Below are 24,153 nucleotides of genomic sequence, written 5' to 3' on the forward strand. Positions count from 1 at the left end.
GAGCCTTTCGACATGCCCACCCGCACCGCCCCTTTCCGCCCCGCCACTGGCTTGACCAACCCGCACCTGCAGACCCTTTGGGGCCCGCTGTGGCGCAAGCTTGCGCCCCTCTCGCGGGAGCGTGAGCGGCTATGGCTGGCCGATGGCGACTTCATTGACCTCGACTGGTATGGCCCGCACCAGGCCGAAGCGCCGCTGGTGCTGGTATTGCACGGTCTGACCGGCTCGTCCGATTCGCCTTACGTCAAAGGGCTGCAAGTGGCCCTCGGCGACCAGGGCTGGGCCAGCGTGGCGGTGAACTGGCGCGGCTGCTCGGGCGAACCGAACCTGTTGCCGCGCAGCTACCACTCCGGCGCCAGCGAAGACCTGGCCGAAATCATTGCCCTGCTGCGTGCCAAGCGCCCGCTGGCGCCGCTGTATGCGGTGGGGTATTCCCTGGGCGGCAACGTGCTGCTCAAGTACCTGGGCGAAAGCGGCAGCGCCAGCCAGTTGCAGGCCGCCGTGGCGGTATCGGTGCCGTTTCGCCTCGACCAATGCGCCGACCGCATGGGCCAGGGGTTTTCCAAGGTGTACCAGGCGCACTTCATGCGCGAGATGCTCGCCTACGTGCAGAACAAGCAGCGCCACCTGCGCGCAGGCGGCCATCACGATGCGGTGCGGACCCTCGACGGCCTGGGTTCGCTGCGCAACCTCAAGACCTTTTGGGAATTCGACGGCAAGGTCACCGCGCCGCTCAACGGCTTTCGCGATGTCCACGACTACTACCGGCGTGCTTCGAGCGGCTTCTATCTGGCGGACAACCGCACGCCGACTTTGATCATCCAGTCCAGCGACGACCCCTTCGTGTTCACCCACAGCCTGCCCGACCCCCAAGCACTGCCGCCGCTGACGCAGTTCGAACTGCATCGGTGCGGCGGGCATGTGGGGTTCGTCGAGGGGAGCCTGCGCAAGCCCAGCTATTACCTGGAGCGACGCATCCCGCAGTGGCTGCTGGAGGCGTTCGAACACCCGCCCCAGTAGCGCTTGGGGTCAGTCGCCCGTGGCGATGGCGCGCTGCGGATCGGTGATCCATTCGCTCCAGGAACCGGCATACAGGCGCCCCAATGGGTAGCCGGCCAGGGCCAGGGCGAACAGGTTGTGGCAGGCCGACACCCCGGAGCCGCAGTAGGCCACCAACTGTTCGGCCGGGCGCTGTTCCAGGGCGCTGGCGAAGCGCGCCCGCAGCTGCTCCACAGGCAGGAAACGCCCCTCGGCGTCGAGGTTGTCGTTGAAGGCCTGGCATTGGGCGCCGGGAATGTGCCCGGCGACCGGATCGATGGGCTCGACCTCGCCACGAAAGCGCGGCAGCGCACGGGCGTCGATCAGGGTCAGGTCGGGGCTGCGCAGGCGTTTGAGCAAGTGTTCGGCGTCGATCACCAGGCTTGGGTCGGGCTCGCCGACGAACGTGCCCTCGCGCTTGGCCGGCGGATCGAGGCTCAGCGGCAGGTGCGCGGCATGCCACGCTTTGAGGCCGCCATCGAGCAGCGCCACACCGTCGCGCTTGCCCAGCCAGGCCAGCAACCACCAGGCCCGCGCTGCGAACAGCCCCGGCCCGTCGTCGTACAGCACCACCTCGCTGTCGACGTCGATGCCCCACTCGCGCAGACGGCCCGACAGCCGAGCGGGGTCAGGCAGCGGATGGCGCCCGGTACGACCCTTGCTTACCGGCCCGCTCAGATCGCGCTCCAAGTCCGCGAACTGTGCGCCGGCGATGTGCCCTTCGGCATAGCTGCGCTGCCCGTAGTCGGCATCGTCCAAGGCAAAACGGCAGTCGAGGATCACCACCTCCGGCGTCTCCAGACGCTCGGCCAACTGCTGCGGGGTGATCAATTGCGCAAGCGGCATGACTAACTCCTTATCGATGACGGGATGGACGTGGGCCGTTGTCATCTTACGGTCATCCGACGGGTGCTGGGTACCCGCACGCAGCGCCGACGCGCGCTTGTCCGACCTGCGTGCGGGCGTGCGATCCGGCCGTCCGACGCGCTGCCGGGCGACGACAACCCAGTCGAGCGTGCCATCGTTGGTCCACGCGACTTGGCCGGGCGCAGTCCCTGCGCTACCATCCGACTCCCTAACGCACTCCTGCCAGGATCAAGCGATGAACCGAGTGTTGTACCCGGGTACTTTCGACCCGATTACCAAGGGCCATGGCGATCTGGTCGAGCGCGCTTCACGGCTGTTCGACCACGTGATCATTGCCGTGGCGGCCAGCCCGAAGAAGAACCCGCTGTTCCCGCTGGAGCAACGCGTGGCGCTGGCCCAGGAGGTGACCGGCCACTTGCCCAACGTCACCGTGCTCGGTTTCTCCACGCTGCTGGCGGCGTTCGCCAAGGAACAGGGCGCCAACGTGCTGTTGCGCGGGCTGCGTGCCGTGTCGGACTTCGAATACGAATTCCAGCTGGCGAACATGAACCGGCAATTGGCCCCGGATGTGGAAAGCCTGTTCCTCACCCCCTCCGAGCGCTATTCGTTCATCTCCTCGACGCTGGTTCGGGAGATCGCCGCGCTGGGCGGCGACATCACCAAGTTCGTGCATCCGGCGGTGGCCGACGCGCTGACCGAGCGCTTCAAGCGCTGACCCGCCGCGCCGCTCGACGCGCCCGCGTGCACTGCGGGCGCGAATACGGCACAATTGCGCCCTTGCTCAGTTAGCTACAGGTCCGGGCGCGATGCCCCCGGTCGGAGTCCCCATGTCCCTGATCATCACCGACGATTGCATCAACTGCGACGTCTGCGAACCCGAGTGCCCGAACGCGGCGATCTCCCAAGGCGAAGAGATCTACGTGATCGACCCCAACCTGTGCACCCAGTGCGTGGGCCATTACGACGAGCCGCAGTGCCAGCAGGTCTGCCCGGTCGACTGCATCCCGCTGGATGAAGCCCACCCGGAAACCGAAGAACAGCTGATGGCCAAGTACCGCCAGATCACCGGCAAGTTCTAGGTCAGGCCGATATCGCGCTCAGCGCTGGCAGCGCAGACAGTACACGCTCGCGCGCTGCCCCAGCTTGACTTCGCGCAGGGTCGTGCCGCACACCTTGCACAGCTCGCCGCCACGCCCGTAGACGAACAGCTCCTGCTGGAAATACCCCGGCTGACCGTCGCCGCCGATGAAATCGCGCAGCGTGGTGCCGCCACGCTCGATGGCCGCGGCCAAGATGCGCTTGATCTCTTCGGCCAGCTTCAAGTACCGCGCCCGGGAAACCCCGCCCGCCTCGCGCCGCGGGTCGATGCCCGCCGCGAACAGCGCCTCGCTCGCATAGATGTTGCCAACCCCCACCACCACGGCGTTATCCATGATGAACGGCTTGACCGCCATCGAACGGCCGCGCGAGAGCTGGTACAGCCGCTCGCCGTCGAACAGGTCGGTCAACGGCTCCGGCCCTAGGCGCAGCAACAGTTCGTGGTTGTGCGGGTCCAGGCTCCAGAGCATGGCGCCGAAACGCCTCGGGTCGGTGTAGCGCAGGATCAGCCCCGATTCCAGCTCGATGTCCACATGCTCGTGCTTGCCCACCGGCGAGCCGCCCTCGACCAGCCGCAGGTTGCCCGACATGCCCAGATGGCTGATCAAGGTGCCGACCTCGGCGTTGATCAACAGGTATTTGGCGCGGCGCTGCACGGTGACGATGCGTTGCCCGGACAGCCGCGTGTCGAGGTCTTCGGGGATCGGCCAACGCAGGCGGCGGTCGCGCACCACCACGCGGCTGACGCGCTGGCCTTCGAGAAATGGCGCAATTCCGCGCCGGGTGGTTTCGACTTCTGGCAGTTCCGGCATGAATCAGTGCCCGCTCGACTCTCGGAGGTTCTGTTTGAGACTGTCGAAGTCGTACTCCGACAGCCCGATGTAGTCCAGCACCAGCGGCGCGATGGCGTTCCATTCATGGTCGACGCTCTGGTTGCCCAGCACGCGATATGAGGCGCAGATGTGTTCGGCCATCTTGAGCACCGCCAGCAGATTCTTCAACTGTGGCTGCGCATTGTGCGACGACTCGTCGCTGAAGATCGCCAAGGCATTGTGGTGGTTGGCGATGGCCATGCTCAGGTGCTCGGGCAGGCGCCAGGAACGTGCAGTGTAGTAGCCGACCACCGAATGGTTGGTGTTGAGCGCACGGTTTTCCGTATCCACCACGCGCCAGCCCTCGTTGGCCTCGGCATAGGCTTCGACCAGCACGTCCATATAGTTGGGGAAGCGCTTGAGCATCAGCGGCACGCCGCAATCGTGGAACAGGCCCAAGGCGTAGGCTTCGTCGACCGCCTGGATGCCGGTGCGCTTGGCCAGAGTCAGGCAGGTGTTGGCCACGTCCTGGGCGGTATCCCAGAAACGGTTGAGGGTGACGATGGTTTCGTCGCTCATCTCGCCCTTGATCGACTGAGCGTTGATCAGGTTGATGATCGAGCGGCTGCCGAGCAGATTCACCGCCTTCTGGATCGAGCCGATCTTGTTGCTCAGACCGAATTGCGTGGAGTTGACCAGCTTGAGCAGGGCCCCGGACAGACCCGGATCCTGGGCGATCAGACGGGCGATGGTGCCCAGGTCCGGGTCCGGCATGTACTGCTCGAACTGCAGGTCGACCAGGATCTGCGGCTGCGGGGGAATGCTGATGCCTTGCAAGGCTTGCTGAATCTGCTCGGGGGTGAGTTCGTGGGACATGTAGGGGCACTCGGTAAGATGCGTCCGATTCTACCTGTAGGCAAAGCAATCGTTGAGTGCAACTTCGCTGGATTAACCATTTGTCACGGCCCGGCCTCGGGGCAGCACCTCGCCCGGCCGACAGGCTATACTCCCGCTCTTTTTTCCCGGAGCGACGTCATGTCCCTGCCCAGCCTTCGCCTCAAAGCCAACGCCGACCGCCGCCTGCGCGCCGGCCACCTGTGGGTCTACAGCAACGAGATCGACGTTGCCGCCACCCCGCTGCAAGGCCTGAGCGCCGGCCAGCAGGCCATTCTCGAAACGGCCAGCGGCAAGCCTCTGGGCGTGGTAGCGGTGAGCCCCAACAACCTCATCTGCGCCCGCCTGTTGTCGCGCGACGCCAAACTGGCGCTGGACAAGTCGCTGCTGGTGCACCGCCTCAACGTGGCGCTGTCGTTGCGCGAGCGTCTGTTCGACAAGCCCTGCTATCGCCTGGTGTACGGCGACTCCGACCTGCTGCCAGGGCTGGTGGTGGACCGCTTCTTCGACATCCTCGTGGTGCAATTGGCCTCGGCGACCATGGAAGCGCACAAGGACGAGGTGATCGCCGCGCTGGTGCAGGTGCTCAAGCCCAGCGGCATCCTGTTCAAGAACGATTCGGCCGCGCGTGACGCCGAAGGCCTGCAGCGCTACGTCGAGACCGTCTATGGGGAAGTGCCGGACTGGGTCGCCCTGGAAGAGAACGGCGTCAAGTTCGAAGCCCCGGTGCGCGAAGGACAGAAGACCGGCTGGTTCTACGACCACCGCATGAACCGCGCGCGCCTGGCGCCCTATGTCGCCGGCAAGCGCGTGCTCGACCTGTTCAGCTACATCGGCGGCTGGGGTGTGCAGGCCGGCGTGTTCGGCGCCAGCGAAGTCTTCTGCGTCGATGCCTCGGGCTTCGCCCTGGATGGCGTGGAGCGCAATGCCGCGCTCAATGGCATTGGGGAAAAACTGACCTGCATCGAAGGCGACGTGTTCGAAGCACTCAAGGAACTCAAGGCCGCCGAAGAGCGCTTCGACGTGATAGTCGCCGACCCGCCCGCCTTCATCAAACGCAAGAAAGACCTGAAGAACGGCGAAGGCGCCTACCGCCGCCTGAACGAGCAGGCCATGCGCCTGCTGAACAAGGACGGCATCCTGGTCAGCGCCTCGTGCTCGATGCACCTGCCCGAAGACGACCTGAACGGCATTCTGCTGACCAGCGCCCGCCACCTGGACCGCAACCTGCAACTGCTCGAGCGCGGCGGCCAGGGGCCGGACCATCCGGTGCATCCGGCCATTCCGGAAACGCGTTACATCAAGAGCATTACTTGCCGGTTGTTGCCCAACAGCTGAGGAGCGTCGCTTGCGACCACCCCCGACGGTGGTCGCTGCGGCCTCTCCCTCCTAAATCTCCAGGACCTGCGACGCAATCCCGAAATACACCAGCACCCCCACTGCATCGGCGATCGAGGTGACCAAAGGGCCGCTCGCAGTGGCAGGGTCGAGCTTGAGTCGGCTGAGCATGAACGGCAGGCTCATGCCGATCAGGCTGCCCATCAGCACGATCACCACCATGCTGCTGGCGACGATCAATGCGATATCCGCACCGCCGCGCAGGATGCCGAGCCCGGCCACCGCCACGGCCATCGTAGCGCCCAGTGCCAAGGCGACCCCGCATTCGCGACCGAGCAACTGCAGCCAGTCGCGCAATACCACTTCACCCGTCGCCAGGCCGCGAACCATCAAGGTGGCGGACTGCGCACCTGCGTTGCCGCCGCTGTCGACCAGCAGCGGCAGGAAGAACACCAGCGCGATGTGCGCCGCGATGGTGTCTTCGAACGCCGCGATCCCAGCGCCGGAGAACAGGTTGCCGAAGACCAGCAGCACCAGCCACAGCACCCGCTTGCGGTACAGCAGGCCAAGGGTGGCGTCCTTGAGGTTGCCGATGTGGTTGGTGATGGATGCGCCCTTGTGAAAATCTTCGGTGGCGGCGTCGACCACCACGTCCATCGCTTCGTCGCAGGTGATGATCCCTACCAGACGCCCGGCTTCGTCGAGCACCGGTAGCGCCAGCAAGTCGTGCGCGCGGATCAACCGCGCCACTTCTTCCTGCGATGTGGAGACGCTGACGCAGAGCACCTTACGCGTCATGATCCGTTCCACAGGGCAGTCCGGCGCGGCCAGGATCAACTCGCGCAGGGATACGGTACCGAGCAGGTTGCGGGCGCTGTCCAGCACGTAGGATTGATAGATGGTTTCGGCGTCGGCAGCCTCGCGGCGCAACATGTCGATGGCTTGGCTGGCGTGCAGTCCATGGTCGAGACTCGAGTACTGGCTCGTCATGAGCGCGCCGGCAGTACCTTCGCGGTAGTGGACCAGTTGCAGGAACTGGTCGCGACGGGCTTGGGCGGCTTGGCGCAGATCGTTGGGGGAAGGGGTGGCGGACATACCGTAGTGCATGAAAGTCTCCAGGCGCCGTCCAGGCACCTGCGGACCTCACCCTGCCGGGCTCAAGCCTGCGGTAGCCCTGGCGACGGCGCGCTCAGTGCCAGATGACAGATTCCGGGGGAACTGAAACTGGGAAGGTCCATTGAGGTGTTTCTCGTCGAGCCGCACATGCGGCGCGGCAATGATAGGAAGGGACATGGCCGAAGTCAGCCCTAGGCTCGCCAATCCGTGCGTTTTCGGAAGCGTCCTACAGAGCGCCCGATCAATGCCCGGCGCAAGGCGCCACAAAGCCACAGCGGCCAACTGTCCAACTCGCCGTTCCCTCCCTACGCCAGCGGTGTAGAATCGGGCCTATTCATCGCCAGTCATCCCCCGGCGGGTTTATGAGCTCTGGTCGAGCACGCGGCGATCCCGTGCTGTCGTCGACCTCATCCGTGCCAATGGCAACCGACTTTCGGCGCAATGGACAAGAGAAGCTCACTTCCCCTTCATGTGACCTGATCAAGCCGCCAGGAGTGCTTCATGCCTGATTACCGTTCCAAGACTTCCACCCACGGCCGCAACATGGCCGGCGCCCGTGCCCTGTGGCGCGCCACCGGCATGAAAGACGACGATTTCAAGAAACCGATCATCGCCATCGCCAACTCCTTCACCCAGTTCGTTCCGGGACATGTGCACCTCAAGGACATGGGCCAGCTGGTCGCCCGCGAGATCGAGCGTGCCGGTGGCGTGGCCAAGGAATTCAATACCATCGCGGTCGACGACGGCATCGCCATGGGCCACGACGGCATGCTCTATTCGCTGCCCAGCCGCGAGATCATCGCCGACGCCGTGGAGTACATGGTCAATGCGCACTGCGCCGACGCCATCGTCTGCATCTCCAACTGCGACAAGATCACCCCCGGCATGCTGATGGCCGCGCTGCGCCTGAACATCCCGGTGATCTTCGTCTCTGGGGGGCCGATGGAAGCCGGCAAGACCAAACTGGCCAGCCACGGCCTGGACCTGGTCGACGCCATGGTCATCGCCGCCGACTCGACCGCGTCCGATGAAAAGGTCGCCGAATACGAGCGCAGCGCCTGCCCGACGTGCGGTTCCTGCTCAGGCATGTTCACCGCCAACTCGATGAACTGCCTGACCGAAGCCCTGGGCCTGGCCCTGCCAGGCAACGGCTCGACCCTGGCCACCCACTCCGACCGCGAGCAACTGTTCCTCACCGCCGGGCGCACCATCGTGCAGCTGTGCAAGCGTTACTACGGCGAGAACGACGAGTCGGTGCTGCCGCGCAGCATCGCCAACTTCAAGGCGTTCGAGAACGCCATGATGCTCGACATCGCCATGGGCGGTTCGACCAACACCATCCTGCACTTGCTGGCCGCGGCCCAGGAAGGCGAAGTCGAGTTCGACCTGCGCGACATCGATCGCTTGTCGCGCAAGGTGCCGCAGCTGTGCAAGGTGGCGCCGAACATCCAGAAGTACCACATGGAAGACGTGCACCGCGCAGGCGGCATCTTCAGCATCCTCGGTTCGCTGGCCCGTGGCGGCCTGCTGCACACCGACCTGCCGACCGTGCACAGCCTGAGCATGGCCGACGCCATCGCCCAGTGGGACATCACCCAGACCGACGACGAAGCCGTGCGCACCTTCTTCAGAGCAGGCCCGGCCGGCATCCCGACGCAAACCGCGTTCAGCCAGTCGACCCGTTGGGACACCCTGGACGACGACCGCGAGAACGGTTGCATCCGCAGCTTCGAGCACGCCTATTCCCAGGAGGGCGGCCTGGCCGTGCTGTACGGCAACATCGCCCAGGACGGCTGCGTGGTGAAGACCGCCGGTGTCGACGAGTCGATCCACGTGTTCGAAGGCAACGCCAAGATCTTCGAGAGCCAGGACAGCGCGGTACGCGGCATCCTCAACGACGAAGTGCAGGCCGGTGACATCGTCATCATCCGTTATGAAGGTCCGAAGGGCGGCCCGGGCATGCAGGAAATGCTCTACCCAACCTCGTACCTGAAGTCCAAAGGCCTGGGCAAAGCCTGCGCCCTGCTCACCGACGGCCGCTTCTCGGGTGGCACCTCGGGCCTGTCCATCGGCCACGCTTCGCCGGAAGCCGCTGCCGGTGGCGCGATCGGTCTGGTCCGCGATGGCGACAAGGTGCTGATCGACATTCCCAACCGTTCGATCAACCTGTTGGTCAGCGACGAAGAGCTGTCGCACCGCCGTATCGAGCAGGACAAGAAGGGCTGGAAGCCGGTCGAAGTGCGTCCGCGCAAGGTGACCACCGCGCTGAAAGCCTATGCCCTGCTGGCGACCAGCGCCGACAAGGGCGCGGTGCGCAACAAGGCGATGCTCGACGGGCTGTGAGGTTCGGCTGGCATACGCAATAACCGGCGCCTGGCGCGCCGGTTTTCTACCTTGGCTATTGGAGCGAGATAGCGGGGTTCGACTTAAGCGTCACAAGCTTATGCAAGGCAATCCCGATGGATTCGTCATCGAAGAGCCGACTCTTGCGAGATGCCGTAGCGGCAGATCCTGACCAGTTCTCAAGCCGCTTTCGTATTGCTGCGATCGTAGGCTCGATCGCTTCTTGAGAAAGCAGCCAGTCGACCGTTGCCAATAACTCCATACCGAAAGGTGATTCGAAGCCGTCGATCAGTTCAGCAGTAAACTCCAAAGCGGGAAGATAGGCTTTCGCCTCCCCATTCAAATAAGCTTGCACAAAGCTTTTCCGACTTTCGTCAAACCAGATCACATCGTAGGGTCCTGCATCGCTAATGCGCTTGCCGCAGTGTAGGTAACTGCCGTCAAGGTTATCCAGCAAGTGCTCGAGCCGGTTAGCGTAGGGGCCGTATTTATGCGCGACGAACTTGAGCTGCAATGGATTATCGCCCGGAGTGAATCGCTCGATAGATCGCTCAAGAAACCACGCCAGCTTCTGGATTTCGAGAAGACTGCACTCCATCCCCAATACCCAGTAACGACGCACTAGCTCCGCAATCAGCGCACGTGCGGGTGTCAATTGTTCCACGCCACTGCGTTTGGACACGTTTTGGTAGTTCGCGGTTGGCTCGAAGACAAGAATATCCGCCTGTAGATCACTAAGTGCCTGTTGTATCTGATCGCGCACTGCTGGCCAGGGCAACCCACCATTGCCTGCCCCAAGTGGGGGTATGGCGATCGAGCTCAACTGATGCTCGATGATGAAGGTACGAAGATCCCGCAGGCCCTCGATAATCCAGTCAATATGCGATGGCGAACGCCAATGCCGCTTAGTGGGGAAGTTCACGACCCACTTTGGTCCGCCCAGCTCGTTCACTGGCGTTACGAACATTTTGCCAGTAACCACTTCTTGAGCCTGACAAGCTGCGCGGTACAAGCGATAATTTTCGGCAAAGCGCTCTTTGAACATGAGTGCAATGCCTTTGCCCATCACGCCAACGGTATTGACCGTGTTAACCAACGCTTCAGCGTCAGCCTCAAGAAGATTGCCCTGCACAAAACGGATCATCAGAAATACCACTTGGGTCGAGCATGGACAGGAATATTCAAGTGACGCTGTCGAATTTCACTATCGATACGGCTGCTGAGCAGTTCGTCATAGCAGACAATGCCTAGCAAGGCCTCCACCGGAACATGCTTGTAGAGAAGCGCCTCAGCCTGGTAACGCTCCATTTTTCTAGGATCATCCGCATCCCGCTTAAAGTCCCTACGCTGCAGGATGTTCCAGTCGATTCTATCCAACTGCTGAAGATCGTTGTAATAGCCAGTCCAATGCGGATAGGCGTGAGCATCAGTAAAGATAAAGCGCAGGCCAAGCGACTGCACACGGTACAGACTGGAAACGAGAATCACGATCTCTTCGTTGCGCCTTTGCTGCACACTCCATCCCGAGTGGATGTTCTTCATCATTACCGAAAACGGCGTGAAGTAGAAAGGCACATAGTCAGCAAGCGTGCCTCCCGGTTCGACAGGCACGCATCGCTGAGCTCGTTTGCTGATCAGATCCGGATTGCCGATTTCTACGTAACGATCAAATACCTTTCCCGACGAAACCGCAGGCAAACCATGATCGAGAATCCATGGAAGATTGTCACGATGCACGATTCGCCAGATGAGCGCTTTTGAAGGGTTGAGATTGGTGTAGATCATCTGGTAGGAAACATGTTGGGATTCGAGTCGACCCACAGATTCGTCAAACCTTTTGCCTTAGCTTCGTTCAACACAAGCTGTCGAATGCCTTCAGTGGGCGTGAAAATTTTTGCAAAACTTGCGACTGGCACCGCGCCTGGGGCCAAGCACTCAGCCATGCAAACATGCCTGCACGCCGAATCAAGATACTCCCGTCGGCCCATGGTATCCCAATCTATCTGGTTAAATCCTGTGTCGTAGTCAAGTAATTCGCCAACCCCGCCTGCCAGCGGGTGCTTGGCTATCACTTTCCAGTTGTGCGCTTTGGCGTGAGTCCTAGCTACCGCTATCAATATGAAATGAGCGCCCGGGCGATCCCGGTGCACCCTGCCATCGAAGGGATTTTTCGCGAACCAGTGAAACGGTACGAAGCACTCCAGCGCTCCGGCCCTTCTGCCTTCGACGATTTGCGCGTCGGCGATGTCGGTAAAGCCGGCGCCGAGCACTGCCCTGGGAAGCAGCCCGCGACACAAGATTGATGGCACATTGTCGACGCTGGTGAGATGGTAAATGAATTTTTGATCGCGAATAGTCAAAGCAAGCTCCTTGCAGCACAGGTGTCCATTTGCCATCAACTATAGACTCAGGATGCCGACCTGCATGGCGCTCAACTCCTAATTATTTGGTCAGGTTTCCGCCTACATGCTTGTGCAAAACCGCAATGCAAAAGCTACCTAAAGTGACTCGACGCAAGCACCGCTAGGCGCTCCCTGTGCATGCCCCCTGAGATCTAGGCGGTAATCATGTGGCACAAGGCCGCAGCAAAACTATGGTCACGAACGCAACAAACCCGTCGTTATTTCCAAAACGACTATCGAAATAACATTTGGGTATAAATTCCTGTGTTTTCAGCCTGTTAGCATTCGCGATTGCCTTCGCTCATGCCAGCGTCGGCCACGTCTCGCTCGAACTGGAGCTTCAATGAATCTTCCGCTGTCTCTTAACCTGCTGGCGTTCCTCGCGCTGCTGCTGGGCCTCGCGCAGACCCGCCGCACCGACTGGAGCCTGGCGAAAAAAGTCTTGCTGGGCCTGGTGCTCGGCGTGCTGTTCGGGCTGGTGCTGCATACCCTGTATGGCGCCGGCCATCCCGTGCTAAAGGCCACCATCGGCTGGCTCGACCTGGTCGGCAACGGCTATGTGGGGCTGTTGCAGATGATCGTCATGCCGCTGATTTTCGCCTCGATCCTCAGCGCCGTGGCACGCCTGCACAACGCCTCGTCCCTGGGCCGCATCAGTGTGCTGAGCATCGGCACGCTGCTGATCACCACGGCCATCGCCGCCCTGATCGGCATCGTGCTGACCAACCTGTTCGGCCTCACCGCCGACGGCCTGATCGCCGGTGTACAGGAAAGCGCGCGGCTGCAAGCCATCCACAGCGACTATGCCGGCAAGGTCGCCGACCTCAACATCCCGCAACTGCTGCTCTCCTTCATCCCCAGCAACCCGGTGGGCGACCTGGCGCGGGCCAAGCCGACCTCGATCATCAGCGTGGTGATCTTCGCCGTGTTCGTCGGCATGGCCGCCTTGCAGCTGATTCGCGACGACGCCGAGAAAGGCGGCCGCGCGCTGTCGGCCATCGATACCCTGCAAGCCTGGGTGATGCGCCTGGTACGCCTGGTCATGAAGCTCACGCCCTATGGCGTGCTGGCGTTGATGGCCAAAGTAGTGGCCAGCTCCAACCTGGAAGACATCCTCAAACTGGGCAGCTTCGTGCTGGTGTCGTACCTGGGCCTGGGGCTGATGTTCGTGGTGCACGGGGTGATCCTCGCCGCCACCGGCGTCAGCCCGCTGCGCTTCCTGCGCAAGGTCTGGCCGGTACTGACCTTCGCCTTCACCAGCCGCTCCAGCGCCGCCAGCATTCCGCTGAACATCGAGGCGCAAACCCTGCGCCTGGGCGTGCCGCAGTCGATCGCCAGCTTCAGCGCCTCGTTCGGTGCCACGCTGGGCCAGAACGGTTGCGCCGGGCTGTACCCGGCCATGCTGGCGGTGATGGTCGCACCCACCGTGGGCATCGACCCATTCGACCCGCTGTGGATCGCGACCCTGGTGGCCATCGTCACCCTGAGTTCGGTCGGCGTGGCCGGAGTGGGCGGCGGCGCGACCTTCGCGGCGCTGATCGTGCTGCCGGCCATGGGGCTGCCGGTGGAACTGGTGGCGCTGCTGATCTCGGTGGAACCGCTGATCGACATGGGCCGCACCGCGCTCAACGTCAACGGTTCGATGACCGCAGGCATGGTCACCAGCCAATTGCTCAAGCAGACCGACACCCAGGTGCTGGCCAGCGAAGAACGGGCCCAGCTCAGCCACGTCTGACCCTGCCCGGGCGTGCCGTCACGGCGCGCCCACCCCCTCCTGCAGCAGCTCGGCGAACGCCTTGGCCATCGCCGAGCCGCCTCGCTCACGCTGCACCAGCCACACCGCAGTGACCGCCGCTTCGTCCAGCAAAGTGCGGTAAACCACGCCTTCGATGCGCATGCGCTGGAACGACGCCGGCAGCACCGACACCCCCAAGCCTGCCGAGACCAGACCGATGATGGTCATGGCCTCCCCTGCTTCCTGGGCGAAATGCGGGCTGAAGCCGGCACTGCGCGCCAGGCTCAGCAACTGCGCATGCAGGCCGCTGCCGTAGCTGCGGGGGAAGAACACGAAGGGCTCGTCGGCCAGTTGCGCCATGTACAGCCCTGGCTCGCTGCCGGCCGCCAGGGGATGGGAGGCGTTGATCACCGCCACCAGGGGTTCGCGCAGCAGCTCGGTGGCGACCAGCCCCTCGGGCAGCGGCATCGGCCGCATCAGGCCCACCTCGATGGACTCGTCGAACACCCCCGCCGCCACGTCGCGACTGCTCAGTTCCTTGAGGTTCAAGTGCACGGCAGGGAAACGCTGGCGAAAGGCATGCAGCGCTTTGGGAATCTTCGAGGTGAAGGGTGCAGAAGACGTGAAGCCGATCTTCATTTCGCCCAGCTCACCCAATTGCGCACGCCGGGCGACGTCGGCCGCCTTCTCCACCTGGGCCAGTACTTGCCGCGCCTCTTCGAGAAACAAGCGCCCGGCTTCGCTCAGCTCGACGCGGCGGTTGGTGCGCTCGAACAGGCGTGCGCCCAACTCCTGTTCCAGCGCCTGGATCTGCTGGCTCAGCGGCGGTTGGGAAATGCCCAGTTGCTGGGCGGCGCGGCCGAAGTGCAGCTCTTCGGCCACGGCGATGAAGTAACGCAGGTGACGCAATTCCATGCTCGGCCTCTAAATAGGTCGTGAAAGCTCTTAAATAGGTCGAACAATATATTGGAAGTAATCATTAGGCAGCTATATGCTTTTTCCTACTGCATTGGCAGCCGTCGCTACTCGAGGTCCCCGTTCCGTGAAATCCGCTGTCGCGCCCCTACCCGCCCGCTCTGCAACTGCCCAGGCCGAGCCGCCACCTCAGTTGTGGATCGAAAAAGGTACCCCCGCTTTCATGCGTACCGTACTGGCGCTGTTCAGCGGTGGTTTCGCGACGTTTGCGTTGCTGTATTGCGTGCAGCCGATGATGCCGTTGCTGTCGCACGAGTTCGCCATCAACGCGGCGCAGAGCAGCCTGGTGCTGTCGATCTCCACGGCGATGCTGGCCATCGGCCTGCTGATCACCGGCCCCATTTCCGACCGCATCGGGCGCAAGCCGGTGATGGTCTTCGCCCTGCTGTGCGCGGCGCTGGCGACCTTGGCCAGCGCCGTCATGCCGACCTGGGAAACGGTGCTCGCCACCCGCGCGTTGGTGGGCCTGTCGCTCAGCGGCCTGGCGGCCGTGGCGATGACCTACCTCAGCGAAGAAATCGCGCCACAGCACATCGGCCTGGCCATGGGGCTGTACATCGGTGGCAACGCCATCGGCGGCATGAGCGGCCGGCTGATCACCGGCGTGCTGATCGACTTCGTCAGCTGGCACACCGCCTTGCTGGTGATGGGCGGCCTGGCTCTGGTGGCGGCGCTGGTGTTCTGGCGGGTGCTGCCTGAATCGCGCAACTTCCGCGCCCAGTCGCTCAAGCCACGCAACCTGCTCGACGGCTTCGTGCTGCACTTCAAGGACGCCGGCCTGCCCTGGCTGTTCCTCGAAGCCTTCCTGCTGATGGGCGCCTTCGTCACGTTGTTCAACTACATCGGCTACCGCCTGCTGGCAGAGCCATACCACATGAACCAGGCGCTGGTGGGCTTGCTGTCGGTGGTGTACCTGTCGGGCATCTACAGCTCCGCGCAGGTCGGTGCGCTGGCCGACAAACTGGGCCGGCGCAAGGTGTTCTGGGCCAGCATCCTGGTGATGGCGGCGGGCATGGCGTTGACCATGGCGGCGCCGTTGACGCTGATCGTGGTCGGCATGCTGATTTTCACCTTTGGCTTCTTCGGCGCGCATTCGGTCGCCAGCAGCTGGATCGGCCGACGGGCGCTGCGGGCCAAGGGGCAGGCGTCGTCGCTGTATTTGTTCAGCTATTACGCCGGCTCCAGCGTGGCGGGTACGGTGGGCGGGATGTTCTGGCACCACTACGGCTGGAACGGCATCGGCCTGTTCATCGGCAGCCTGTTGGCGATCGCGCTGGGCATTGCCGTCCACCTGAGCCGCCTGCCGCCCAAAAGCTGAGCGTCACAGCCACATGCGGCGCACGATGGCGTGCCCACGCCATTGGTGCAGGCACACGGCGGCGATGTGCAACAGCACGACGGCCGCCAGGGCGAAACAACTGGCGATATGCAGCGTGAACCAGCGTGCGTGCCAAACGGCGTCGAACGCTGGCCCTGGAATCTGCCACCAGCCAAACACATCGATGGCGTGGTCCATCATCAATACGCCCGATAGCAGAACCACCGCTGTCATCCAATAGAGCGCTTGGTGCGCGACATGGGCCGCCAGACGGCCCAAGGGGTTCCGATCGATGCTGGCGGGGACTGGCTTGAACGCGCGTACCACGCAGCGCAGTACGAAGATCGGGATATACAGGGTGGTAGTCGACACGTTCACCCAGCCTACCCACGCACGCGTGGCCTCATCGACTTCGGCGTAGGCCACGTAGAAGCCGCTGACCAATACCCAAAGGATGACGGCCGCCGATATCCAATGCAGCAGCACTTGCTCCCAGCTATAACGTTCCATCCCGCCTGCGCTCATTGCCAGTTCCTCGTAAAAGGTGCGCACGCTGGGAGCTGCGCCGCCAGACGGCGCCAGCCCAGCACAGGGCGCGTGGGTCAATGGCGCGGCAGCTTATGAAGAGTGGTCGATGAGGACCGTAGGGGAAAATGACTTTGCGGGAAGGATTATTCGTCAGCCGATGAAGTCCCTTGCCAGCCCGTTGCAGGCTGGCAAGGCGCAATGGCAAGTTTCAGCCGTGGTACTGGGCCGACAGCTCGTGCACCGCTTCGATGAACACGCCAGCATGGGCCGGATCGACTTCCGGCGTGATGCCATGGCCGAGGTTGAACACATGGCCGCTGCCCTGGCCGTAGCTGGCCAGGATGCGCGCCACTTCCTTGCGGATGGCGGCAGGGTTGGCGTACAGCACGGTCGGGTCCATGTTGCCTTGCAGCGCCACTTGGCCACCGACCCGGCGCCGGGCCTCGCCGATGTCGCAGGTCCAGTCCAGGCCCAGGGCATCGGCCCCGGCTTCGGCGATGCTTTCCAGCCACAGGCCGCCGTTCTTGGTGAACAGGATCACCGGCACCTTGCGCCCGTCGTGCTCGCGGATCAGACCGCTGACGATCTTGCGCATGTAGGCCAGGGAAAATTCCTGGTACGCCGCCGACGACAGGTTGCCGCCCCAGGTATCGAAGATCTGCACGGCTTGCGCGCCGGCCACGATCTGCCCGTTGAGGTACGCGGTGACCGACTGCGCAAGCTTGTCGAGCAGCAGGTGCAGAGCTTCTGGCGTGTCGTAGGCCATGGCTTTGATCTTGCGGAAATCTTTCGACGAGCCGCCTTCGACCATGTAGGTGGCCAGGGTCCAGGGGCTGCCGGAGAAGCCGATCAGCGGCACGCGGCCGTTGAGCTCGCGGCGAATGGTGCTGACCGCGTCCATCACGTAGCCCAGATCGTTCTGCGCGTCGGGCACCGGCAGCGCTTCGATGTCGGCCAGGGTGCGCACGACCTTCTTGAAACGCGGGCCTTCGCCGGTTTCGAAGTACAGGCCCAGGCCCATGGCGTCGGGGATGGTGAGGATGTCGGAAAAGAGGATCGCGGCGTCGAGCGGATAGCGCTCCAGCGGCTGCAGGGTGACTTCGCAGGCGAACTGCGGGTTCATGCACAGGCTCATGAAATCGCCGGCCTTGGCGCGGCTGGCGCGGTATTCGGGCAGGTAGCGACCGGCTTGGCGCATCATCCAGACAGGGGTGACGTCCACGGGTTGCTTGAGCAGGGCGCGCAGGAAACGATCGTTCTTCAGGGGAGTCATGTCGGCATCCGAAAACAGAATGCAGGCATCTTGTCAGACGCCAACGCAAAAGGCACGGATGGGACAGGGGGTTTCGTCTGTTGGGTGCGCTGGATCAAGGGGGTGGCAGGGGCAGGAGCGCCGAACCGGGCGCTCCTGCATGAGCCGCATCAGACCTCCAGGTAATCCAGAATCCCTTCGGCGGCGGTGCGGCCTTCGAAGATGGCCGTGACCACCAGGTCCGAACCGCGCACCATGTCGCCGCCGGCGAAGATCTTCGGGTTGCTGGTCTGGTGCTTGAAGCGGCCCTGCTCGGGCGCCACTACACGGCCTTGGCTGTCGGTGCGGATGTCGAACTGTTCGAACCAGGGCGCGGGGCTCGGGCGGAAACCGAAGGCGATGACCACGGCATCGGCCGGTAGGATCTGCTCGGAACCGGGAATCGGCTCGGGGCTGCGACGACCACGGGCATCGGGCTCGCCCAGGCGGGTTTCGACCACCTTGACGCCTTCGACCTTGTCTTCGCCGACGATGGCGATCGGCTGGCGGTTGTAGAGGAACTTGACTCCCTCTTCCTTGGCGTTCTTCACCTCTTTGCGCGAGCCGGGCATGTTCGCCTCGTCGCGGCGATAGGCGCAGGTGACGCTGCTCGCGCCCTGGCGAATCGAGGTGCGGTTGCAGTCCATCGCCGTGTCGCCGCCGCCGAGCACGACCACGGTCTTGCCTTGCATGTCGACGAAATCTTCCGGCGACTTCTCGAAACCGAGGTTGCGGTTGACGTTGGCGATGAGGAAGTCCAGCGCGTCGTGCACGCCCGGCAGGTCTTCACCGGGGAAACCGCCTTTCATGTAGGTGTAGGTCCCCATGCCCATGAATACCGCGTCGTAGTCGGCCAGCAACTGCTCGAGGGTGACGTCGCGGCCCACCTCGGTGTTGAGGCGGAATTCGATGCCCATGCCGGTGAACACTTCGCGACGGTTGCTCAGCACACTCTTTTCCAGCTTGAACTCCGGGATGCCGAAGGTCAGCAGGCCACCGATTTCCGGGTTCTTGTCGAACACCACAGGCGTTACGCCCGCGCGCACCAGCACGTCGGCGCAGCCCAGGCCCGCCGGGCCGGCACCGATGATGGCCACGCGTTTGCCGGTCGGCTTGACCTGCGACATGTCCGGGCGCCAGCCCATGGCGAAGGCGGTGTCGGTGATGTACTTCTCGACCGAGCCGATGGTCACCGCGCCGAAGCCGTCGTTCAGGGTGCAGGCTCCTTCGCACAGGCGGTCTTGCGGGCACACGCGGCCGCAGACTTCGGGCAGGGTGTTGGTCTGGTGCGACAGCTCGGCGGCCGCGAGGATGTTGCCCTCCGACACCAGCTTCAGCCAGTTGGGGATGAAGTTGTGCACCGGGCACTTCCACTCGCAGTACGGGTTGCCGCAGCCCAGGCAGCGGTGGGCCTGCTCGACCGACTGCTGGGGTTTGAACGGTTCGTAGATCTCCACGAATTCTTTCTTGCGCTGGCGCAGCAGTTTCTTCTTCGGATCCTTGCGCCCTACTTCGATGAACTGGAAGTCGTTACTCAGACGTTCAGCCATTTTTCAAAACCTCTTCACGGCAGTTGCGCGCTACACGCTGCAAGCTGCAAGACGATCACGTAAGCCGGGCGCACCCCGTGGCGCTTCTGATTGCGGCTTTGGGGTACGCCACGTGCAGCTGCTCTTACTGCGGGTTGGCGCGGGTGCTGGACAGCAGTTGCTTGAGGTTGGCCGCCTTGGGCTTGACCAACCAAAAGCGCCGCACGTAGTCGTCCAGGTTCTCGGAGAGCTCGCGCCCCCACTCGCTGCCGGTTTCTTCCACGTATTCGGCAAGGACATGCGCCAGATGGGTGCGGTAGGCCTCCATCGCTTCCCCGCTGATGCGCTGGATCTCCACCAGTTCGTGGTTCAGCTTGTCGACGAAGGAATTGTCCATGTCGAGCACGTAGGCGAAACCGCCCGTCATGCCGGATCCGAAGTTGTAACCGGTCTTGCCCAGCACGCAGACGAAACCGCCGGTCATGTATTCGCAGCAATGATCGCCCGTGCCCTCGACCACGGTGTGGGCACCGGAGTTGCGCACCGCGAAACGCTCGCCCGCGGTGCCGGCGGCGAACAGCTTGCCGCCGGTGGCGCCGTACAGGCAGGTGTTGCCGACGATGGCGCTGTGTTGCGTTTCGAACGGGCTGCCCGCAGGCGGCACGATGGTCAGCTTGCCGCCGGTCATGCCTTTGCCCACGTAGTCGTTGGCATCACCTTCCAGACGCATGTGCAGGCCGCCGGCGTTCCAGACGCCGAAGCTCTGCCCGGCCGTGCCTTTGAAGCGGAAGGTCACGGGCTTGGCCGCCATGCCCTGGTTGCCGTAGAGCTTGGCGATCTCGCCCGAGACACGGGCGCCGATGGAGCGGTCGCAGTTGCAGATGTCGAGGGCGAATTCGCCGCCGGCCTGGTCGCGGATGGCCGGCAGGGCCATGTCGACCATGCGCTCGGCCAGCTCGCCCTTGTCGAACGGCGGGTTGCGGTCGACTTCGCAGAACTGCGGCTTGTCGGCCGGAATGTGCGGGCTGCCCAGCAATGGCGCGAGGTCCAGGTACTGTTGACGTTCGGTGTCGCCCGGCAGCACGTCGAGCAGGTCGGTACGACCGATCAGCTCGCCTAGGCTGCGCACGCCCAGCTTGGCCAGCCATTCGCGGGTTTCTTCGGCGACGAAGGTGAAGAAGTTGATCACCATGTCGACGGTGCCGATGTAGTGGTCCTTGCGCAGCTTCTCGTTCTGCGTGGCCACGCCCGTGGCGCAGTTGTTCAGGTGGCAGATGCGCAGGTATTTGCAGCCCAGGGCGATCATCGGCGCGGTGCCGAAGCCGAAGCTCTCGGCGCCGAGGATGGCGGCCTTGATCACGTCGAGGCCGGTTTTCAGGCCGCCGTCGGTCTGCACCCGCACCTTGCCGCGCAAATCGTTGCCGCGCAGGGTCTGGTGGGTTTCGGCCAGGCCCAGCTCCCACGGCGCGCCAGCGTACTTGATCGAGGTCAAAGGCGATGCGCCGGTGCCGCCGTCGTAGCCGGAGATGGTGATCAGGTCGGCATAGGCCTTGGCCACGCCGGCGGCGATGGTGCCCACGCCGGCTTCGGCGACCAGCTTGACCGACACCAGTGCCTGCGGATTGACCTGCTTGAGGTCGTAGATCAGCTGCGACAGGTCTTCGATCGAATAGATGTCGTGGTGCGGCGGCGGCGAGATCAGCGTCACGCCTGGCACGGCGTAGCGCAGCTTGGCGATCAGGCCGTTGACCTTGCCGCCCGGCAGTTGTCCGCCCTCGCCTGGCTTGGCGCCCTGCGCTACCTTGATCTGCAGCACTTCGGCGTTGACCAGGTACTCGGGGGTGACGCCGAAGCGGCCGGTGGCGACCTGCTTGATCTTCGAGCTGCGCACGGTGCCGTAGCGCGACGGGTCTTCGCCGCCCTCACCGGAGTTGGAACGCGCGCCCAGGCGGTTCATGGCTTCGGCCAGGGCTTCGTGGGCTTCGGGCGACAATGCACCGAGCGAGATGCCCGCCGAGTCGAAGCGCTTGAGGATGGCCTCCAGCGGCTCGACCTCGGCCAGGTCCAGCGTCTGCTCGGCGACCTTGACCTTGAGCAGGTCGCGGATCATCGAAACCGGGCGTTTGTCGACCAGCGCAGTGTATTCCTTGAAGCGGGCGAAGTCGCCCTGCTGTACGGCCGCTTGCAGCGTGTTGACCACGTCGGGGTTGTAGGCGTGGTATTCGCCGCCGTGCACGAACTTGAGCAGACCGCCCTGCTGGATCGGCTTGCGCGCGCTCCAGGCTTCGGCGGCCAGCAGTTTCTGGTCGTTTTCCAGATCGATGAAACGTGCGCCCTGGATGCGGCTCGGCACGCCCTTGAAGCTCAAGTCGACCACTTCGCTCGACAGGCCGATGGCCTCGAACAGCTGCGCACCGCGGTAGGAACCGACGGTGGAGATGCCCATCTTCGACAGGATCTTCAGCAGGCCCTTGGAAATGCCCTTGCGGTAATACTTGAACACCTCGTCCAGATCGCCCAGCACTTCGCCGGTGCGGATCAGGTCGGCGAGCACCTCATAGGCCAGGTACGGGTACACGGCCGAGGCACCGAAGCCCAGCAGCACGGCGAAATGGTGCGGGTCGCGGGCGGTGGCGGTTTCCACGAGGATGTTGCTGTCGCAGCGCAGGCCCTTTTCGGTCAGGCGGTGGTGCACCGCGCCGACGGCCAGGGCGGCGTGCACCGGCAGACGGCCCTGGGCGATCAGACGGTCGCTCAGCACCAGCTGGGTCTTGCCGCCGCGCACCGCTTCCTCGGCCTGGTCGGCGATGTTGCGCACGGCCGCCTCCAGACCGAGGCTGGCGTCGTAGTTGAGGTCGATGTGCTGGCGCTCGAAGCCTTCGCGCTCGAGCGTCATCAGCGTGCGCCACTTGGCGGGCGAGATGACCGGCGAGCTGAGGATCACCCGCGAGGCGTGCTCGGGGGATTCCTGGAAGATGTTGCGCTCGGCGCCCAGGCAGATTTCCAGGGACATGACGATCGCTTCGCGCAGCGGGTCGATCGGCGGGTTGGTGACCTGGGCGAACTGCTGACGGAAGAAGTCGTAGGGCGAGCGCACGCGCTGCGACAGCACGGCCATGGGCGTGTCGTCGCCCATCGAGCCGACCGCTTCCTGGCCCTGCTCGCCGAGCGGGCGCAGCACTTGGTCGCGCTCCTCGAAGGTGACCTGGAACATCTTCATGTACTGCTTGAGCTGGTCGGCGTCGTAGCTGGCCACGCCCTCATCGCCTTCCAGAGTTCCCTGGATGCGCGTGGCGTGCTGGCGCAGCCAGCGCTTGTAGGGGTGGCGCGACTTCAAGCGGTTGTCGATGGCGTCGGTGTCGAGGATCTGCCCGGTTTCGGTATCGACGGCGAAGATCTGCCCTGGGCCTACGCGGCCCTTGGCGAGGACGTCCTCGGGCTGGTAACCCCACACGCCGATTTCCGAAGCCAGGGTTATGTAGCCGTTCTTGGTGGTGACCCAACGCGCCGGGCGCAGGCCGTTACGGTCGAGCAGGCACACCGCATGGCGGCCTTCGGTCATGACGATGCCGGCCGGGCCGTCCCACGGCTCCATGTGCATGGAGTTGTATTCGTAGAAAGCGCGCAGGTCGGCGTCCATGGTTTCGACGTTCTGCCAGGCCGGCGGCACCAGCATGCGCACGCCGCGGAACAGGTCGATGCCGCCGGTGACCATCAGTTCGAGCATGTTGTCCATGCTCGAGGAGTCCGAGCCCACGCGGTTGACCAGCGGGCCGAGCTCTTCGAGGTCAGGGATCAGGTCGTTGGCGAATTTGGTGCGCCGGGCCATGGCCCAGTTGCGGTTGCCGGTGATGGTGTTGATCTCGCCGTTGTGGGCGAGGAAGCGGAACGGCTGGGCCAGCGGCCATTTCGGCAGGGTGTTGGTGGAGAAGCGCTGGTGGAACACGCAGATGGCGGTTTGCAGGCGCTCGTCACTCAGGTCTGGATAGAAGGCCGCGAGGTCGCGCGGCATCATCAGGCCTTTGTAGATGATGGTCTTGTGCGAAAAGCTGCAGATGTAGTGGTCGGCGTCGTGGGCATTGGCCACCGACGAGCGACGGCGGGCGCTGAACAGCTTGATGGCCAGCTCCTGGTCGCTGAGGCCTTCGCCGCCGATGAACACCTGCTCGATCTGCGGCAGGCGTTCGAGCGCCAGACGGCCGAGCACGCTGGTATCGATGGGCACTTTACGCCAGCCGACCAGCTTCAGGCCGGCCGCCAGGATTTCGCGGTCCATGTTGGCGCGCGCGGCTTCGGCTTTGATCGGATCCTGGTTGAAGAACACCATGCCCACGGCATATTGCTTGGGCAGCTCGACGGCGAAATGTTGCTGGGCCATGGCCCGCAGGAAGCGGTCGGGCTTCTGCATCAGCAGGCCGCAACCGTCGCCGGTCTTGCCGTCGGCGTTGATGCCGCCGCGGTGGGTCATGCAGGTCAGCGCCTGCATGGCGGTTTGCAGGAGGTGGTGACTGGGCTCGCCCGTCATATGGGCGATCAGGCCAAAACCACAGTTGTCCTTGAATTCTTCGGGGCGGTACAGACCTGTTTTCATAGACACTTTCTCACCAGGTTCGCCTCTCGACGAAGGCTAAACTCTTTTTAGAACAATCACTTGGCCACCACTCTGGTCGATTGCCAGCTTTTTTCGTGGGGTCATTGAAATCCATTGTTGCACAGCGACAGTAACGCCCACAAATTTTCATGACTCTTCATTGAAAATTTATGTCGCTAATTTGAATGTTTTTGCGCGAAAAGCCCAGGTCGGGCACGGCAAGGCCTGAAACGCTTCAGTCGTTGCTGCGTGGAGGCTTGTGGCCGGCAGTCTGGGAC

19 protein-coding genes are annotated in these 24,153 nt (G+C 63.5%); 7 read left to right on the top strand and 12 right to left on the bottom strand.

All coding sequences use genetic code 11. The features are described 5' to 3' along the window. Positions 1 to 12: 12 nt before the first annotated feature. Positions 13 to 1,020: a hydrolase gene (locus ACSMEV_RS02150; RefSeq protein ID WP_459207064.1), complete on the top strand. Its 1,008-nt coding sequence runs from the start codon at positions 13 to 15 to the stop codon at positions 1,018 to 1,020. 9 nt (positions 1,021 to 1,029) lie between these two features. On the opposite strand, the gene ACSMEV_RS02155 is transcribed toward ACSMEV_RS02150, so the two are convergent. Next, positions 1,030 to 1,884: a sulfurtransferase gene (locus ACSMEV_RS02155; RefSeq protein WP_459207065.1), complete on the bottom strand. Its 855-nt coding sequence runs from the start codon at positions 1,882 to 1,884 to the stop codon at positions 1,030 to 1,032. A gap of 256 nt (positions 1,885 to 2,140) precedes the next feature. On the opposite strand from ACSMEV_RS02155, the gene coaD reads away from it, so the two are divergent. Next, entirely contained in the window at positions 2,141 to 2,620 is a 480-nt protein-coding gene (coaD, locus tag ACSMEV_RS02160) for a pantetheine-phosphate adenylyltransferase (protein WP_296266534.1), read from the top strand. A gap of 112 nt (positions 2,621 to 2,732) precedes the next feature. Beyond that, a complete protein-coding gene (locus ACSMEV_RS02165; RefSeq protein ID WP_296266537.1) occupies positions 2,733 to 2,984 on the top strand; it encodes a YfhL family 4Fe-4S dicluster ferredoxin in 252 nt (83 codons plus the stop codon). An 18-nt stretch (positions 2,985 to 3,002) separates the two neighbouring features. On the opposite strand, the gene mutM is transcribed toward ACSMEV_RS02165, so the two are convergent. Further along, positions 3,003 to 3,815: a bifunctional DNA-formamidopyrimidine glycosylase/DNA-(apurinic or apyrimidinic site) lyase gene (gene mutM, locus ACSMEV_RS02170; RefSeq protein WP_296266538.1), complete on the bottom strand. Its 813-nt coding sequence runs from the start codon at positions 3,813 to 3,815 to the stop codon at positions 3,003 to 3,005. A gap of 3 nt (positions 3,816 to 3,818) precedes the next feature. After that, a complete protein-coding gene (locus ACSMEV_RS02175) occupies positions 3,819 to 4,637 on the bottom strand; it encodes an HDOD domain-containing protein (RefSeq protein WP_459208278.1) in 819 nt (272 codons plus the stop codon). A 213-nt stretch (positions 4,638 to 4,850) separates the two neighbouring features. Here ACSMEV_RS02175 and ACSMEV_RS02180 point away from each other — a divergent pair, with 213 nt between their 5' ends. Continuing rightward, complete coding sequence (locus ACSMEV_RS02180) at positions 4,851 to 6,047, top strand: class I SAM-dependent rRNA methyltransferase (RefSeq protein ID WP_296266540.1); 1,197 nt, start codon at positions 4,851 to 4,853, stop codon at positions 6,045 to 6,047. A 51-nt stretch (positions 6,048 to 6,098) separates the two neighbouring features. Here ACSMEV_RS02180 and mgtE read toward each other — a convergent pair whose 3' ends face one another. Beyond that, on the bottom strand, positions 6,099 to 7,154 hold the full coding sequence (gene mgtE, locus ACSMEV_RS02185; protein ID WP_459207066.1) for a magnesium transporter: 1,056 nt from the start codon (positions 7,152 to 7,154) through the stop codon (positions 6,099 to 6,101). 510 nt (positions 7,155 to 7,664) lie between these two features. Between mgtE and ilvD the strand changes: the two genes are divergently transcribed. Then, positions 7,665 to 9,506, top strand: a complete 1,842-nt coding sequence (gene ilvD / locus ACSMEV_RS02190; protein WP_459207067.1) for a dihydroxy-acid dehydratase — start codon at positions 7,665 to 7,667, stop codon at positions 9,504 to 9,506. Positions 9,507 to 9,561: 55 nt separating this feature from the next. Here the strand turns inward: ilvD and darG are convergent, their stop codons facing one another. From darG to ACSMEV_RS02205, 3 genes are read right to left on the bottom strand one after another with little or no spacing between them, the layout of a single operon-like run. Beyond that, a complete protein-coding gene (gene darG / locus ACSMEV_RS02195; protein ID WP_459207068.1) occupies positions 9,562 to 10,650 on the bottom strand; it encodes a type II toxin-antitoxin system antitoxin DNA ADP-ribosyl glycohydrolase DarG in 1,089 nt (362 codons plus the stop codon). Then, a complete protein-coding gene (gene darT / locus ACSMEV_RS02200) occupies positions 10,650 to 11,291 on the bottom strand; it encodes a type II toxin-antitoxin system toxin DNA ADP-ribosyl transferase DarT (protein ID WP_459207069.1) in 642 nt (213 codons plus the stop codon). Before darT ends, darG begins: the two co-directional genes overlap by 1 nt. Beyond that, on the bottom strand, positions 11,288 to 11,866 hold the full coding sequence (locus tag ACSMEV_RS02205; protein WP_459207070.1) for a DarT ssDNA thymidine ADP-ribosyltransferase family protein: 579 nt from the start codon (positions 11,864 to 11,866) through the stop codon (positions 11,288 to 11,290). Before ACSMEV_RS02205 ends, darT begins: the two co-directional genes overlap by 4 nt. A gap of 385 nt (positions 11,867 to 12,251) precedes the next feature. On the opposite strand from ACSMEV_RS02205, the gene ACSMEV_RS02210 reads away from it, so the two are divergent. Further along, positions 12,252 to 13,643, top strand: coding sequence for an L-cystine transporter (locus ACSMEV_RS02210; protein WP_296266548.1), 1,392 nt, complete (start codon positions 12,252 to 12,254; stop codon positions 13,641 to 13,643). A gap of 18 nt (positions 13,644 to 13,661) precedes the next feature. On the opposite strand, the gene ACSMEV_RS02215 is transcribed toward ACSMEV_RS02210, so the two are convergent. Continuing rightward, positions 13,662 to 14,558, bottom strand: a complete 897-nt coding sequence (locus ACSMEV_RS02215) for a LysR family transcriptional regulator (RefSeq protein WP_459207071.1) — start codon at positions 14,556 to 14,558, stop codon at positions 13,662 to 13,664. A 127-nt stretch (positions 14,559 to 14,685) separates the two neighbouring features. On the opposite strand from ACSMEV_RS02215, the gene ACSMEV_RS02220 reads away from it, so the two are divergent. Beyond that, positions 14,686 to 15,936 (top strand): MFS transporter, encoded by a 1,251-nt coding sequence (locus ACSMEV_RS02220; protein WP_459207072.1) that lies wholly within the window; start codon positions 14,686 to 14,688, stop codon positions 15,934 to 15,936. 3 nt (positions 15,937 to 15,939) lie between these two features. Here the strand turns inward: ACSMEV_RS02220 and ACSMEV_RS02225 are convergent, their stop codons facing one another. The 4 genes from ACSMEV_RS02225 to gltB all read right to left on the bottom strand — a co-directional run bounded on the left by ACSMEV_RS02225 (position 15,940) and on the right by gltB (position 23,875). Then, positions 15,940 to 16,446 carry a cytochrome b gene (locus ACSMEV_RS02225; RefSeq protein WP_459207073.1) on the bottom strand — a complete coding sequence of 169 codons (507 nt, stop codon included), beginning with the start codon at positions 16,444 to 16,446 and terminating at the stop codon, positions 15,940 to 15,942. 226 nt (positions 16,447 to 16,672) lie between these two features. Beyond that, positions 16,673 to 17,737, bottom strand: a complete 1,065-nt coding sequence (gene hemE, locus ACSMEV_RS02230) for a uroporphyrinogen decarboxylase (RefSeq protein WP_459207074.1) — start codon at positions 17,735 to 17,737, stop codon at positions 16,673 to 16,675. Between the two features lie 149 nt (positions 17,738 to 17,886). Beyond that, a complete protein-coding gene (locus ACSMEV_RS02235) occupies positions 17,887 to 19,305 on the bottom strand; it encodes an FAD-dependent oxidoreductase (RefSeq protein ID WP_459207075.1) in 1,419 nt (472 codons plus the stop codon). Positions 19,306 to 19,429: 124 nt separating this feature from the next. Continuing rightward, positions 19,430 to 23,875, bottom strand: a complete 4,446-nt coding sequence (gene gltB / locus ACSMEV_RS02240) for a glutamate synthase large subunit (protein ID WP_459207076.1) — start codon at positions 23,873 to 23,875, stop codon at positions 19,430 to 19,432. Between the last annotated feature and the right edge of the window lie 278 nt (positions 23,876 to 24,153).

The sequence above is a fragment of the Pseudomonas sp. MLB6B genome (genome assembly GCF_054508135.1).

What these genes read in the sequence shown, in the direction of transcription:
- ACSMEV_RS02150 (WP_459207064.1), top strand. Translation starts at nt 13, where the DNA reads ATGCCCACCCGCACCGCCCCTTTCCGCCCCGCCACTGGCTTGACCAAC.
- ACSMEV_RS02155 (WP_459207065.1), bottom strand. Translation starts at nt 1,884, where the DNA reads ATGCCGCTTGCGCAATTGATCACCCCGCAGCAGTTGGCCGAGCGTCTG.
- coaD (WP_296266534.1), top strand. Translation starts at nt 2,141, where the DNA reads ATGAACCGAGTGTTGTACCCGGGTACTTTCGACCCGATTACCAAGGGC.
- ACSMEV_RS02165 (WP_296266537.1), top strand. Translation starts at nt 2,733, where the DNA reads ATGTCCCTGATCATCACCGACGATTGCATCAACTGCGACGTCTGCGAA.
- mutM (WP_296266538.1), bottom strand. Translation starts at nt 3,815, where the DNA reads ATGCCGGAACTGCCAGAAGTCGAAACCACCCGGCGCGGAATTGCGCCA.
- ACSMEV_RS02180 (WP_296266540.1), top strand. Translation starts at nt 4,851, where the DNA reads ATGTCCCTGCCCAGCCTTCGCCTCAAAGCCAACGCCGACCGCCGCCTG.
- mgtE (WP_459207066.1), bottom strand. Translation starts at nt 7,154, where the DNA reads ATGCACTACGGTATGTCCGCCACCCCTTCCCCCAACGATCTGCGCCAA.
- ilvD (WP_459207067.1), top strand. Translation starts at nt 7,665, where the DNA reads ATGCCTGATTACCGTTCCAAGACTTCCACCCACGGCCGCAACATGGCC.
- darG (WP_459207068.1), bottom strand. Translation starts at nt 10,650, where the DNA reads ATGATCCGTTTTGTGCAGGGCAATCTTCTTGAGGCTGACGCTGAAGCG.
- darT (WP_459207069.1), bottom strand. Translation starts at nt 11,291, where the DNA reads ATGATCTACACCAATCTCAACCCTTCAAAAGCGCTCATCTGGCGAATC.
- ACSMEV_RS02210 (WP_296266548.1), top strand. Translation starts at nt 12,252, where the DNA reads ATGAATCTTCCGCTGTCTCTTAACCTGCTGGCGTTCCTCGCGCTGCTG.
- ACSMEV_RS02215 (WP_459207071.1), bottom strand. Translation starts at nt 14,558, where the DNA reads ATGGAATTGCGTCACCTGCGTTACTTCATCGCCGTGGCCGAAGAGCTG.
- ACSMEV_RS02225 (WP_459207073.1), bottom strand. Translation starts at nt 16,446, where the DNA reads ATGGAACGTTATAGCTGGGAGCAAGTGCTGCTGCATTGGATATCGGCG.
- hemE (WP_459207074.1), bottom strand. Translation starts at nt 17,737, where the DNA reads ATGACTCCCCTGAAGAACGATCGTTTCCTGCGCGCCCTGCTCAAGCAA.
- ACSMEV_RS02235 (WP_459207075.1), bottom strand. Translation starts at nt 19,305, where the DNA reads ATGGCTGAACGTCTGAGTAACGACTTCCAGTTCATCGAAGTAGGGCGC.
- gltB (WP_459207076.1), bottom strand. Translation starts at nt 23,875, where the DNA reads ATGAAAACAGGTCTGTACCGCCCCGAAGAATTCAAGGACAACTGTGGT.